Consider the following 13,829-nt stretch of genomic DNA (forward strand, 5'->3'; position numbering starts at 1 on the left):
TGTTTCGCCAAGGGAGAAAAGAGAAATCCTTCGCGATGATAACGAAAAAGCCTCGGCAGGCAATTGCCCAACCGAGGCCCGGGGTGTTGCGAGAACGGGGCGTTCTCTCACTACGCAGTGACTTCGTATCCTTTGCGGGCTTCGCGGGACAACCAGCGGTTGGCGTCGTCGTCGCCGACAATTTGCTCTGATTCTTCGTCCCATTTCACGGTGCGATCCAGACGCAACGCGATGTTGGCCAGATGGCAGGTCGTCATCGCGCGATGGTGCGAGTAGACGTCGGAGATCGGGTCTTTCCGCAGTTTGACGCATTCAAAGAAGTTCGCCATGTGAGCGTTGCCGCCCGCCGGGGTCATCCCTTTGTAAATCTTTTGAATCGCGTCTTCGGGCAGCGGATTGTCTTTCAATTCTTCGACCGGAGCGCCAGCCAGCTTGCCGCGGTTGACCATGAAGCGGCCTTTGGTTCCCTCGAAGAGGATGCCGTTACCAAAACCGAGGTCGTTGCATTCGTCGCGAATGTTGACTTCGATATCGCCGGGGTACATCGCACGGACATGGAACTTGGTCGCCGTGTTGTAGCGATCGTCTTGCGTCGGCATGCCGTCCTGGAAAGGAGTCGGAAACTCGACCATGATCGGTTCGAGACTAACCGGACCGCCGACATTTTGTTGATCGAGACCCCATTGGGCGATGTCGATGTGATGGGCGCCCCAGTCGGTCATTTTGCCGCCAGAGTATTCGTACCACCAGCGGAATTCGTAATGACAACGGGAATTGCCGTTTCCTTTTCCCTTGAAGCGGTAGTCAACGAGCGGCGCCTGACCGAGCCACATTTCCCAGTTGAGCTGTTTCGGCACTTCGGCGACTGGAATCGGGCCGCTGTCGGGAGAGCCGCCGATCGCGACGTGCACCTTTTGAATGTCGCCGATGCGACCTTGATTGATCAGTGCGATCGCTTTCAGGAAGAGCTGTCCCATTTCGCTGCGTTGTTGGGTGCCGACCTGGAAAACGCGGCCGGTCTCTTTGGCGACCTTGCAGATCTTCTTGCCTTCGTCAATCGTCAGCGTCAGCGGCTTTTCGCAGTAGACGTCTTTGCCGGCTTTCATCGCTTCGATCGCGATTTTCGAGTGCCAGTGATCGGGCGTGACGATCGTCACGATATCCACATCTTTGCGGTCCAAGACCTTGCGATAATCTTCGACGACGTCGACTTTTCGCTCGCGCCCTTTTTGCTTGTTGGCGTCTTCGCAACGCTTGCGTCCTTGCTCGGCGTGATTGGAGTCGACATCGCAGACGATCGCGACATCTCCCAATTTCATCGCGTTCGGACCGACGGCGCCCCATCGCGATCCGGTGCCGATGCAGCCGACAATCAGGCGATCATTCGCGGACTCGTTTTTCAACTCGTCCGCTTGGACGTTTGCGCCAGAAAAATAGTAGGGAACTGCGACGCCGGCGGCGGCGATAGCGCCGGTTTTCAGAAACTGGCGGCGGTCGGAATGATTCGCTTGACTCACTGAGCGTCTCTCCTAGGGCGAACGTGAAATCGATGCGGACTCGTCGGAGTGGGCGTGACGAGGGTAGGCGTCCACATCAACGGGAAATACTTCTCGTTTGTTTGCGCATTTGCGGCGTTGTTGAGCTAAGTGTATCCGCTCAGAATCTTCCAATCCAGTTTTTGAGGGGGGATTCGAGACAATTGTCAGCCAAAAAAACCAAATAACCGCAATTCAACTTCTCAGGAACGTGAAGTCTTTTTCATGATGGACCGATCCCCCCAAACGGACCTGTGTGAAGGAGGAACGCAACGCGTTAAGTGAGGGGCAATGAATGCCTGAATTCCGTTAACAGCGGAGAGGTGATAATTGACGCCGGTTGACCCGAAAAGAGGGGAGTTACGGGGGCAGGAACCGTCGCTATCCCTAGTCGTCACTTTCTATCGAATGAACTAGAGTACATCGAACTGGTAGATCACGATTTTGCATTTTGAAGGTTGTCGATATGTCCGCAGCCCGCTTACTTCCCCAGCGTGCCCGCACCAAAATTGTGGCGACGGTTGGCCCCGCGTGTAATACGCCGGAGATGCTGGAACAAATGATTCTGGCCGGAGTCGACGTCTTTCGGCTCAACCTTGCCCACGGCGAATTGGACGAACACTCTCGTGTGGCGACGACGATTCGCGATATCAGCGAACGTCTGAAGCGCCCGGTCGCGACGTTGGCAGACCTATCGGGGCCGAAGATCCGTCTCGGCACGTTGGTGCAGGATCCGATTTACTGCGTCGAAGAGCAGATGTACCGCTTTATCCGCGGCGACGTCGCTACCGAACCGAATGAGTTGGTCAGCAACTACGAGCCGCTGATTGACGAAGTCAAAGTGGGCGATAACGTGATGCTGGCCGACGGCACGATCACGATGGAAGTGGTCGAGAAGACCGAAGATTCGGTCACTTGCGTGGTGGTCGCCGGCGGCATCTTGCGCAGTCGTCAAGGAATCAATCTGCCGGGGACCAAGCTGGGCGTGGAAACGATCACGCCGCGTGATCGTGATCATATCCGCTGGGCCGCCGAAACCGATCTCGATTACGTCAGTCTGAGCTTCGTCCGCGAAGCGGATGATATTCGTCAACTGAAAGATCTGCTGCAAGCGCACGAATCGCGGGCGATGGTGATCGCCAAAATTGAAAAGCGTGAAGCGCTCGACAACCTGGAAGAAATTGTCGAAGTCTCCAACGGCGTGATGGTCGCTCGCGGCGATCTCGGCGTCGAAATCGACGTGGCCGAAGTCGCCGCCGCGCAAAAACTGATTGTCAAAACCTGCACGCGAATCGGTCGTCCGGTGATCGTCGCGACGCAGATGCTTGACAGCATGACCAAAAACTCTCGCCCAACGCGTGCGGAAGCAACTGACGTGGCGAACGCGATCCTCGATGGCGCCGACGCTTGCATGTTGTCGCAAGAGACCGCGGTCGGCGAGCACCCGATCACCGTCATCAAGATGATGAACCGCATCATGTTGGCGACCGAAAGGATGTTGTGCGAGGATTTGTCCAATTCGGTACGCGGCGAAGAGATCGGTCTGGTCCATCCCGTGACCCAGGCGGTCGTTTCCGGCGCTACGCGAACCGCCGATCTGCTGAACGCCAAGTTGATGGTGATGGCGACCCGCACCGGCGGGACCGCACTGACCAAAGCGAAGATTCGCGATTGTATCGCGACGATCGGCGTCAGCGACTCGAAGGCCGCTTTGCGACGGATGTCGCTTTACTGGGGCATCATTCCGATCGACGGAGCTCCGGTGCACAACGGCATCCAGTTGCGTCGCTTTGTCGACAAGTGGGGCTTTGAAGCCGGTTTGCTCAAACCGAATGATCGGGTCGTCTTTGTGACCGGCGGCGGCATTATGCAGTCGGCCGAGTACATCGTCGTCGTACACAAGGTCGAAGCGCCCGAAGGCTACGGCGTTACCGAGTAGCGTTAGCGGCGCTTTGACGCCGACTTCGAATGTCGCATCGCCTGGCGCCAACTCTGAAAGAGCTGCCAGGCGAAATGAAAGATCGTAAAACCTCCAATCCCGCCGAGCGCTGCGCCGCTAGCCAAGCAAACGGCGAAGACCGCGGGAAACCAGATCTCGCGCGGCGCCCAATAACTGCCTGCGATCACGCCGGTAATTGCACCCAGGATCGCCATCCCAATCGTCACGCCATAGCCGATCCGGTTGATTCGCGTGGTTTCTCCCAATTGCATCCGCGGGGCGAACTCTTCTGCGGTCAGCGGATCTTCGCCGGAGAGCGACGAGGGCTCTGTCGGAGCGATCCGTCTTCGTTGAAGTCGCGTGCCGATATAGTTGCCGGCGATATGAGCAAATACCGAGATCGCCAGCAGCAAGAGTCCGGCCGAAGCGATCGGGCTAACCCATTTCATCAGCAAGAAGGCCGCTCCCAGCAGCACAAAGACAATCCCCAAGCTGCGAAGCGTGAATCGCGGCGGAGGTAAATCCGGCTCTAGGTCTGTTTCGGATCTGGGAGGCGTGCGGGGTCGGATCAAGCGGCGGAGCCTTGCGACAAATAAGAGGTAACTAGCTGTGACGAAGTGCTATTGCCGGATTTATTGCCGTTTGGGACGGTTAGGGAGACGAATTCGGTCGTAGATGCCGCAGATTCTCAAATTCGATGAACAAACGCCGCTGAGCGACGTCGTATAATTGTAAGGTGTTGCAGGGCAGCGATTTTCGTCGCTGCAGGGCAAAAGAAGAGGCTAGGGAAAAATGTGGACCCTCATCGTTTTGGGCGTGATCGTCGCCGTTGCCGCCGTTGTGACGGTGCACGATCTGTGGCAGACCAAGCATGCCATTTTGAAAAACTTTCCGATCATCGGCCACTTCCGCTATTGGCTCGAAGCGATCGGGCCCGAGTTGCGTCAATACATCGTAACCAGCAATAACGAAGAACGTCCATTCAGTCGCGATCAGCGAACATGGGTTTACGCTTCTTCGAAGCGCGAAAACAACTACTTCGGCTTTGGCACCGATGACGACCTAGAGTCGTCGCCGAACCATCTGATCATCAAGCATGCTGCGTTTCCGATCCACGATCCGCATCCCGGCGAGAAAGAGTTCGATCAAGAATTCCGCATCCCTTGCGCCAAAGTAATGGGCGCCTATCGCGGTCGTCGTTTTGCGTTTCGTCCCAAGAGCGTGGTCAACGTCTCCGGCATGAGCTTCGGCTCGCTAAGCGGACCGGCGGTCGAAGCGCTGAACATCGGCAGCAAACTGGCCGGCTGTTTGCAAAATACGGGCGAAGGGGGAATCAGCCCTTACCATCAGCGCGGCGGCGATCTGATGATGCAGATCGGGACCGGCTACTTTGGCTGTCGCGACTCACATGGCAATTTTGATCTCGGCATGTTCAAAGAAGTGGTCGCGGCCAATCCGGTCCGTGCTGTGGAGATCAAACTGAGCCAAGGCGCTAAGCCGGGCGTGGGTGGTTTTTTGCCGGCGGCCAAGATTACCGCCGAGATCTCTCGTATCCGTGGGATTCCGCAAGGTCGCGACTGCGCCAGCCCATCCAACCATACCGCGTTTCGCAACGTCGACGAAATGCTTGATTTTGTCGAGAAGTTGGCCGACGCGTCGGGCGTGCCGATCGGCATCAAGTCGGCGGTGGGCGAACTTCACTTCTGGACCGACCTGGCCGAGTCGATGGCCCGCACGCATCGCGGCGTTGACTTTATCACCATCGATGGTGGTGAAGGGGGAACCGGCGCCGCGCCGTTGGTTTTCGCCGATCACGTCGCTTTGCCGTTCAAGATCGGCTTTGGCCGAGTTTATCGTGAGTTTGTCAAGTTTGACCTGCATCACCATGTGGTGTTCAACGGCTCCGGCAAGCTGGGCTTTCCGGAAACAGGTTTGTTCGCGATGGCGCTTGGCTGCGATACGATTTCGGTCGCCCGTGAAGCGATGTTGGCGATCGGATGCATCCAGGCGCAGCGCTGCCATACGGGGCACTGTCCTTCCGGTGTGGCGACGCAAAACTGGTGGCTGAAACGAGGGCTCGATCCGACGCTCAAATCGTTTCGTGTGGCCAATTACGTCGCGACGCTGCGCAAAGAACTGTTGCGGCTGAGTCGTGCGTGCGGCGTGGTTCATCCATCCTTGGTGACGCTCGATCATTTCGACGTCCTCGACGACCGCCTGCAAGCGCTGGCGGCGACGACGTTGTTCGATCATCGCCCGGAATGGGGTTTGCCGTCGGCCGACGATCAAGAGACGATTCGTCGCATTATGTCGGCGCCGTTGGATCAGCGCGATTCGCTGGTCCATATCCATGGAAAGAGCCGCTCTAAGCTGGTCGAATCGGGGGTTTAACACAACATCGGCGTGCAGATTTTGCTGGCGTCGCGGCCAACTGTCGCGGTAAATTGAACGACTCCGTCTCGCCAATTGGCTACCGGACGTTCGTGTGGAATCGCCAGAAGTTTCTTCGCCCAGTCGCCGCATAAAAGTAAATCAACCGCTGGTGTTGATCGCGGCCGCTCTGTGCGCGGGGATACTCGCCGATCGCTCTTGGTCGCTTGGCCTGTTGCCGCCGATTCTGATCTTGGCCGCGTCGCTGACGATGTGGCTGTTCTGCTGGCGAAAACGGTGGGAGCTCGCAGGATCGTGGCTGGTGTTGTTGGCGGTCGCCGCGTTGGGGGCGCGACTGCATGACGCCGCCTGGAATCGGTTTGCGGCCCATGACATCGCGCTGAGCGTGGGAGATACGTCGCAGCCGATCGCGATTGAAGCTCGCACCCTCGACTACCCGATCGCGCTGCCGCCGGCCCCGCCGAGCGCGCTCCAAAATTTTCAGCAAGAGGGAGCAGTTCGCTTGCCGCTGCAGATCACCGCGATTCGGGCTGGCCGCGATTGGCGACCGGCCGTCGGCAAAGCGTCGCTACTCGTACAAACCGAATCGTTGAACGTCGGGGCAGGGGAGAGCGTCCGCGTCTATTGTCAGGCGATGCGAATCGAGCCGCCGGCCAATCCCGGCGAGTTTGACTTCGCCGCCCATGGGAGAGCTGATCGCACGCTGGTCTCGCTGCGGACCGGGTTCGCCTCGTGTGTCGAGAGCCAAGGGAAGCCGCGCTTCTCGCTCTGGAGCTTGATGGCCGAAGTTCGCCGCTATGTGGCCCGTAATTTGTCGGCGCAGCTGTCGCCGTCAGCGGCGCCGCTGGCCGATGCGCTGTTGTTAGGAAATCGGTCTGAGGTCGATCGCCGCTTGTCGGAAGAGTTTGTGCAGACCGGACTCGTGCACTTGCTGGCGATTTCCGGATTGCACTTGGGGGTTTTGGTCGGCGTCGTATACGGAGCGTTGCGGCTTTGCCTGTTCTCGCCGAAGAGAATCGCGGCGGCGGTGATTGCGTTCGCCATCGGTTACATGTTGCTGGTCGACATGCGCCCGCCGGTGGTGCGCGCGACGGTGTTGGTGGTCGTGTTCGCGCTGGGGATGTTGGCCGAGCGGCGCGTCTTGCCCTGGAATACTTTGGCCGCTGCGCTCTTGGTGGTGGTCAGTTGGAATCCGGCCGATCTGTTTCGGGTGGGGCCGCAGTTATCGTTCTTGGCGGTCGCCGTTTTGATTTGGCTGGCGCCGCTATTGGTGTGGCGAATCGCAGATCCGCTGGATCGGCTGATTGCCGAGAGTCGACCTTGGCAGCTGCGGCTGATACGCGGCGGGATCAACTCGATCGGTGGGGCCTATGTCGCTGGTTTGGCGATCTGGTTGGCGGCGCTGCCGCTGATCGCGTCGCAGTTTCATCTCATTTCTCCGGCGGCGTTGCTTTACTCTCCGCCGTTGATGCTGGTCACCTCGATCGCGCTGGCGGCGGGATTGACGGTCTGTGTTGTTTCTCCATTTTCAAGCTGGTTGGCCTATCCGGCGGCGCTGCTCTGCGATGGAAGTTTGCGCTGGCTAGCCGTTGGCGTTTCGTCGGCCGACGCGTTGCCGGGGGGAAGCATTTGGGTAGCGGGGCCGGCTGGATGGTGGACTTGCGGTTGGTATTTGTTGTTGGCCTGCGTCGCGATCGCCGTGCGTCAGTGGGGCTGGCCGTTGATCCGCGGCGGCGCGATCTTGGGCGGTTGGTGCGCGCTAGGTTTGTTTGCTGCGATAGCGCCAGCCAGCCGAACCGCGGGAGAAGAACTGCGCTGCACGTTTGTTTCGGTGGGGCACGGAACCTCGGTCTTTGTCGAGTTTCCGGATGGCTCGAACTTGCTGTACGATTGCGGTCGGCTTGGCTCTCCACGGCGAGCGACTGAATCGGTTTCGGCCCTGCTTTGGTCACGCGGGGTGACGCATCTGGATGCACTGGTCATCTCGCATGCCGACGGCGATCACTACAACGGCGTGCCTGGTTTGCTCGAGCGATTCTCGGTCGGCCGCGTTTATGTCTCGCCGGTGATGTTTGAGCGAGAGTCTCCGGGGTTGCGCTTTTTGCGCGAATCGATCGCCGCAGCCGAGATTCCGCTCGCAACTTTGCAGGCAGGCGATCGTCTGGCGGTGGGGGCGGACGTGAGCGTGACCGTCTTGCACCCCACAGCGCGAGGCGTGTTGGGAAGCGACAACGCGAATAGCATAGTGCTGTTGCTCGAAGCGTTTGGTCGTCGCCTGCTGTTGCCGGGTGATCTGGAGACGCCGGGATTAGAGGGGGTGTTGCGAGAAGAGCCGATCGACTGTGATCTGGTAATGGCTCCGCATCATGGAAGCGCCGGTAGTGATCCGGCTCGATTTTTGGCTTGGTCGACCCCCGAAATAGTCGTAGTCAGCGGATCGGTGAATGACCAGCAGCGAGCGATGGCGCAAACTATCGACTTTGGCGCCCAAGTTTGGCACACGGCCAGTTGCGGCTCGGTCACGATTCGCGTGATCGACGAGGCGGTTGTGGTTTCCCCCTACAAGTAGCGGTTGTGTCGTAAGTGCAATTAAATAGGGGCTTTGTGTGTTTTGGGTGGCCGTCAAAAGTGCGGCTGACGTCATCTACGGTTGCAAACGGTGCTAAGACTGCTACATTAACGAACTTATCCACACACAGTCGGCGGAAATAGACCGGAAGTGAGTGTTGTCTGTCCCGGCCTCCCAGTCGTTTGGAGAGGTGTTGGTCGAGTTGACCGGGATAGACGCTCGTGTTGGCCAAGCTACGGAAATAGTCGCAACCGATGTCGATCACGAAAGAAAAGAAGTTAGAGGTAATTCAAGGGTTCCAGCGCGCTGGCGAAGATACTGGATCGCCTGAAGTTCAAATTGCGGTGTTGACGACGCGGATCAACAATCTGACCGAGCACATGCGGACCCACAAGCACGACTACTCGACGCGTCGCGGCCTGCTGATGATGGTCAGCCGCCGTCGTCGTCTGCTGGATTACGTGAAGCGTCACGATCCAGAAAAGTACTTGGAACTGCTGGCGCAGCTCAATATCCGCAAGTAGTTGTCGGATTGCCCGACGAGACGGCTGGTCTCGTCAATGTTTTCCTCTTCGCCAGGGCGCAGCACTGGTCTGCTTACCCGGCGAAAATGCGCGTGTCGACGGTTCGACTGCGCGCAGCGACGGATGTAGGCGTAGATAGATAAAAGCATTTTTGGAATATGATTCTCGTCGCCCAAGGTCGTTCTTCTCTTTTGACCGAGCGGATAGTGCGCCGCGGGGATCGCAATGTATTGTTAGGAAACGGAAAGTGGAAATTATCCGAGTTGAAAAGCAGATTGGTAAACTGACCCTGTCGTTTGAGACGGGGTATTTGGCAAAACAAGCGGCGGGCGCCTGTCTGACGCAATATGGCGATACGGTAGTTTTAACGGCCGCAGCAACCGGCCCTTCTCGTCCCGGCACCGATTTCTTCCCGCTGACTTGCGACTATCGCGAGCGTACGGCGGCGGCCGGCAAGTTTCCCGGCGGTTTCATCAAGCGTGAAGGCCGACCGACGACCAAAGAAATTCTGACTTGCCGTCTGATGGATCGCCCGATCCGCCCGATGTTCCCGAAGGGCTTCCGCGACGAAGTTCAAGTGATGGCCAATGTTCTCTCCAGCGATCGTCAAAATGACGGCGACGTGCTGGCGATGAACGGCGCCGCGGTGGCGCTCGGCTTGTCAAGCTTGCCGTTCGACGGCCCGCTGGCCGCGGTTCGTTTGGCGCATATCAACGACGAATTTGTCGTCTTCCCGACGCACGAAGAACTGGAAGAGAGTGATCTCGACCTGATCATCTCGGGCAACAAAGAATCGGTTTTGATGATCGAAGGCTTCTCTCGCGAGATGCCCGAAGACGTCATGCTGAAAGCGATCGAGACCTGCCATGAATACATCAAGCAGATCTGCGACATGCAGTTGGAGTTCCTGGAAAAGGCAGGCGCCAAAGAGTCGAACTACGAAGCCGCGGCTCCGAACCCGATTTACCAAACGCTGGTCGATCGATATTACAACGATTTCAAATCGGCCAAGCAGACCTCCGGCAAGCAGAATCGCGCTGAAGCGGTCGGCGCTCTGAAAGAGCGCGTCAAAGCCGAAATGATCCCCGATCCCAATGCGGAAGACGCGATCACTGACGCCGTCTTCAAAGAAGCCTGGCACGACCTGGACGAACGGATCGTTCGCGATCTGATCCTCGCCGGCACGCGTCCGGATGGCCGTGACGGCAATACTCTGCGTGCGATCGAATGCAAAGTTGACGTGCTGCCGCGCGTTCACGGTTCGGCGGTCTTCCAGCGTGGCGAAACGCAATCGCTCGTGACGATCACCCTCGGCACGTCACGCGATGAACAACGTGTGGACGGACTGCAGGAAGAGTACGCCAAGAAGTTCATGCTCGACTACAACTTCCCCTCCTACTCGGTTGGCGAATGCCGTCCGATTCGTGGACCGGGTCGTCGCGAGATCGGGCACGGCGCCTTGGCCGAACGTAGCGTGAAGCCGGTCCTGCCGGGTCCCGATGAGTTCCCTTATACGATCCGCGTGATTTCGGACATTCTGGAATCGAACGGTTCGAGCTCGATGGCCAGCGTGTGTGCTGCGACCCTCGGTTTGATGGCGGCCGGCGTGCCGATCAGCAACCCGGTCGCAGGCATCTCGGTCGGTCTGGTCAAGGAAGGGGATGACTTCATCCTGCTGACCGACATTCTGGGTGACGAAGATCACTTCGGCGACATGGACTTCAAGATCGCCGGTACGCAAAACGGCATCACCGGTATCCAACTCGACCTGAAGATCGCCGGCATCAGCGCCGAGATCATCAAAGCGACGCTGGAGCAATCGCGTGTCGCTCGGATCGAGATCCTCCGCACGATGTTGACCACGATCTCGTCTCCGAAAGATGAGCCGTCGATCTGGGCTCCTCGCTTGCTGAGCACCAAGATCAACCCCGAGAAGATCGGCTTGCTGATCGGTCCCGGCGGCAAGACGATCCGCGGCATTCAAGAAGAGACCGGCGCAACGATCGACGTCCAAGAAGACGGCACCGTGTTGGTCGCCAGCTCGACGCTGGAATGGGCCGAAGCGGCTCTGGCTCGCGTGCAAGCGATCACCGGCGAAGTCGAAGTTGGCAAGATCTACGAAGGTCGCGTCACCAGCGTCAAAGACTTTGGCGCGTTTGTCGAAATTTTGCCGGGTCGTGACGGTTTGTGCCATATTAGCGAACTGTCGAACGAATACGTTGGCAACGTCAATGACGTCGTCAAAGTGGGCGACATGCTGAAGGTCAAAGTCTTGCTCGTCGACGAGCATGATCGCGTCAAGCTGAGCCACAAGGCGATTGACGCGCCCGAAGGCGACGGCGAACCTCAACCGGCAGGCGCCGGCGAAGGCGGCGGTCGTGGAGATCGCGGTGGACGCGGCGGCGATCGCGGCGGCCGTGGTGGTCGCAGCGGCGGTGGACGCGGACGTCGCGAAGACTAATCGCTTCGACGATTGCTGAGAACAGAAGCGGAAAGCGTCAGCTTTCCGCCGAACATCATTCGCCCGGCTTCGCATTTGCGTCGCCGGGCGTTTTCGTCACTAGAGCACTATTGCGGAGTCAAAATCGGTGACCAGCGAATCGTCTTCCGCTGAAAATCAGACGATCAACCAACGGCTGCTCGAGCAATACAACGAGATCGCGCAGTTGGCTGGCTCGCTTGCGCATGAGATCAAGAACCCGCTCTCGGTCATTCGGATGAATATGGATCTGCTCGCCGAAGAGCTCGATCCGCCGCAAACTTCGGCCGAACGCCGCGCGCTGCAAAAAACCAAGATCGTCCAAGATCAGTGCATGCGACTGCAAAATCTGCTGGACGACTTCTTGCGGTTTGCACGTTTGCGGCAGTTGAATCTATTGCCTGGCAGCTTGAATGAGCAGGTCGATCGCGTGCTCGACTTTGTCGCCGCCCAAGCCGAGAAGCAGGGGATCGAGATCGTCCGTTTTCTTGACGCCGATTTGCCCAGCATCAATCTTGACGCTGAGACCCTCTATTCGGCCTTGCTTAACCTGGTGATCAACGCGATCCAGGCGATGCCTGACGGCGGAACTTTGATGGTGCGGACGCAGGAGACGCGGCATGGAGTCGCCCTTGGCTTTATTGATGACGGCTGCGGCATGAACGAAGAAACGGCGCTGCACATGTTCGACGCGTTCTATTCAACCAAAGATGGGGGATCGGGGCTCGGATTGCCGCTGGCGCGAAAGATTATTGACGCGCATCACGCTCGCATTGATGTGCAGAGCGAATTGGGCCGTGGAACGAAATTTACGCTGGAATTTCCGAAGCCGGCCCGCATCGGCGGTTAATCATCTGACGCTTGGTTCTAGTGAGTTTCGCTCGATTCCGTTAAATTGAACTGTATGACCGGCGACCACCCCAAGTCTGAATCAACCGAGATCGCGCCGATCAATTATGGTGCGTTTCGGATCTTGATTGTCGACAACGACAAGGCCCACGCGCTGACGATGTGCGAAAGCTTGGAGCGTGTCGGCTATCCCTGCACGATCGCGACCAGCGGTCCGGAAGGGATCGAGCGGATCGAGCGGGATGACTTTGAGATTGTCATCACCGATCTGGTGATGAACGAGGTCGACGGCATCGGCGTCTTGCAGAAGGCGAAGAGCAACTTGCCCGGCTGCGAAGTGATCGTCGTCACCGGTCACGGCACGATCTCGATCGCGGTCGAAGCGATGCAGCAGGGCGCTTTCAACTTTCTGGAAAAGCCGCTCACCCCAGACAAGCTGCGAGCCGCCGTCAGCCGCGCGGCCGAGACGGTCCAGTTGCGGCAGACCAACACCGATTTGTTGCAGCGGTTGGACGAGCGGTTTGGCTACGAAGGCTTGATCTTCGCCGATGCTCGAATGGGGCACGTGATCGATCGCCTGAAACGGATCTCGCCGACCGACGCGAGTATCCTGATCCAAGGAGAAACCGGCGTCGGTAAAGAGCTGGTCGCCCAGGCGATTCATCAGAACAGCCCCCGCAAGAACAAACCGTTTGTGCCGCTCAACTGCGCCGAATTGAGCGAACACTTGCTTGAGAGCGAACTGTTCGGGCACGCCAAAGGCGCCTACACCGACGCCGCGACCGAACGGGTCGGCCGGTTTGAATACGCCAACGGCGGCACGCTGTTTCTGGACGAAGTCGGCGACATGCCGATGGCGACGCAAGTGAAGCTGCTGCGAGTATTGGAGTCGGGCGAGATCACGCGCGTCGGAGAGAACAAGCCGATCAAGATCAACGTCCGCTTGCTGTCAGCGACCAACTGCAATTTGGAAGAAGCGATCAGCCGGGGCGCTTTCCGGAGCGACTTGTACTATCGCCTGCGAATCGTCACCGTGGTCGTTCCGCCGCTGCGTGAACGACGGGATGACATCATCCCGTTGATGGATCACTTCCGCCGACATTTCGCCAAACGACATGGCAAAGCGGTGAAGGGGATCGATAAAGCGGTCGTCAAACGTTTCTATCAATTCGATTGGCCAGGCAATGTTCGCCAACTGCGCAATCTGGTCGAAAGCATGGTCGTGCTGGATCTGGACGGCGTGCTGGGGATCGATGATCTGCCGGAAGAATTGATGGACGAAGCCGACTATGTGATTCACCCGGTCGCGTTGCCCCCTCCGTCGTCGGCTAGCTCGCCAGCGGCGATCGATGGGGATGGAACGCCTGGCTTGCTTGATTTGGTCGGACAACCGATGAACGAAGTTGAGAAGCGGTTCATCTCGGAGACGTTGAAGTTTACGAATCAAAATCGCGAAGAAGCGGCCAAAATGTTGCAGATCGGCGAGCGGACGCTGTATCGCAAAATCAAAGAATACAATCTTCGCGGCGACAATTAGTCGCAG

9 protein-coding genes are annotated in these 13,829 nt (G+C 58.2%); 7 read left to right on the forward strand and 2 right to left on the reverse strand.

All coding sequences use genetic code 11. The annotated features are described in order from the left end of the window. Nucleotides 1-110 precede the first annotated feature (110 nt). Nucleotides 111-1,517, reverse strand: coding sequence for a Gfo/Idh/MocA family protein (locus M4951_RS07280; protein ID WP_262025821.1), 1,407 nt, complete (start codon nt 1,515-1,517; stop codon nt 111-113). Nucleotides 1,518-2,001: 484 nt separating this feature from the next. On the opposite strand from M4951_RS07280, the gene pyk reads away from it, so the two are divergent. Beyond that, entirely contained in the window at nt 2,002-3,474 is a 1,473-nt protein-coding gene (pyk, locus tag M4951_RS07285) for a pyruvate kinase (protein ID WP_262025822.1), read from the forward strand. Between the two features lie 2 nt (nt 3,475-3,476). Here the strand turns inward: pyk and M4951_RS07290 are convergent, their stop codons facing one another. Then, entirely contained in the window at nt 3,477-4,046 is a 570-nt protein-coding gene (locus tag M4951_RS07290) for a hypothetical protein (protein WP_262025823.1), read from the reverse strand. A 220-nt stretch (nt 4,047-4,266) separates the two neighbouring features. Here M4951_RS07290 and M4951_RS07295 point away from each other — a divergent pair, with 220 nt between their 5' ends. The 6 genes from M4951_RS07295 (at nt 4,267) to M4951_RS07320 (ending at nt 13,823) form a co-directional block, all read left to right on the forward strand. After that, nucleotides 4,267-5,865, forward strand: a complete 1,599-nt coding sequence (locus tag M4951_RS07295) for an FMN-binding glutamate synthase family protein (protein WP_262025824.1) — start codon at nt 4,267-4,269, stop codon at nt 5,863-5,865. A gap of 94 nt (nt 5,866-5,959) precedes the next feature. Continuing rightward, nucleotides 5,960-8,434 carry a ComEC/Rec2 family competence protein gene (locus tag M4951_RS07300; RefSeq protein WP_262025825.1) on the forward strand — a complete coding sequence of 825 codons (2,475 nt, stop codon included), beginning with the start codon at nt 5,960-5,962 and terminating at the stop codon, nt 8,432-8,434. A 254-nt stretch (nt 8,435-8,688) separates the two neighbouring features. Beyond that, nucleotides 8,689-8,958, forward strand: coding sequence for a 30S ribosomal protein S15 (gene rpsO, locus M4951_RS07305; protein WP_262025826.1), 270 nt, complete (start codon nt 8,689-8,691; stop codon nt 8,956-8,958). Between the two features lie 247 nt (nt 8,959-9,205). Beyond that, a complete protein-coding gene (pnp, locus tag M4951_RS07310; protein ID WP_262025827.1) occupies nt 9,206-11,419 on the forward strand; it encodes a polyribonucleotide nucleotidyltransferase in 2,214 nt (737 codons plus the stop codon). Nucleotides 11,420-11,546: 127 nt separating this feature from the next. Further along, nucleotides 11,547-12,287: a two-component system sensor histidine kinase NtrB gene (locus M4951_RS07315; protein ID WP_262025828.1), complete on the forward strand. Its 741-nt coding sequence runs from the start codon at nt 11,547-11,549 to the stop codon at nt 12,285-12,287. A 54-nt stretch (nt 12,288-12,341) separates the two neighbouring features. Continuing rightward, nucleotides 12,342-13,823 carry a sigma-54-dependent transcriptional regulator gene (locus tag M4951_RS07320; RefSeq protein WP_262025829.1) on the forward strand — a complete coding sequence of 494 codons (1,482 nt, stop codon included), beginning with the start codon at nt 12,342-12,344 and terminating at the stop codon, nt 13,821-13,823. Nucleotides 13,824-13,829 lie beyond the last annotated feature (6 nt).

The organism is Blastopirellula sp. J2-11 (genome assembly GCF_024584705.1).
In the GTDB taxonomy this organism is placed as follows: Bacteria; Planctomycetota; Planctomycetia; order Pirellulales; family Pirellulaceae; genus Blastopirellula.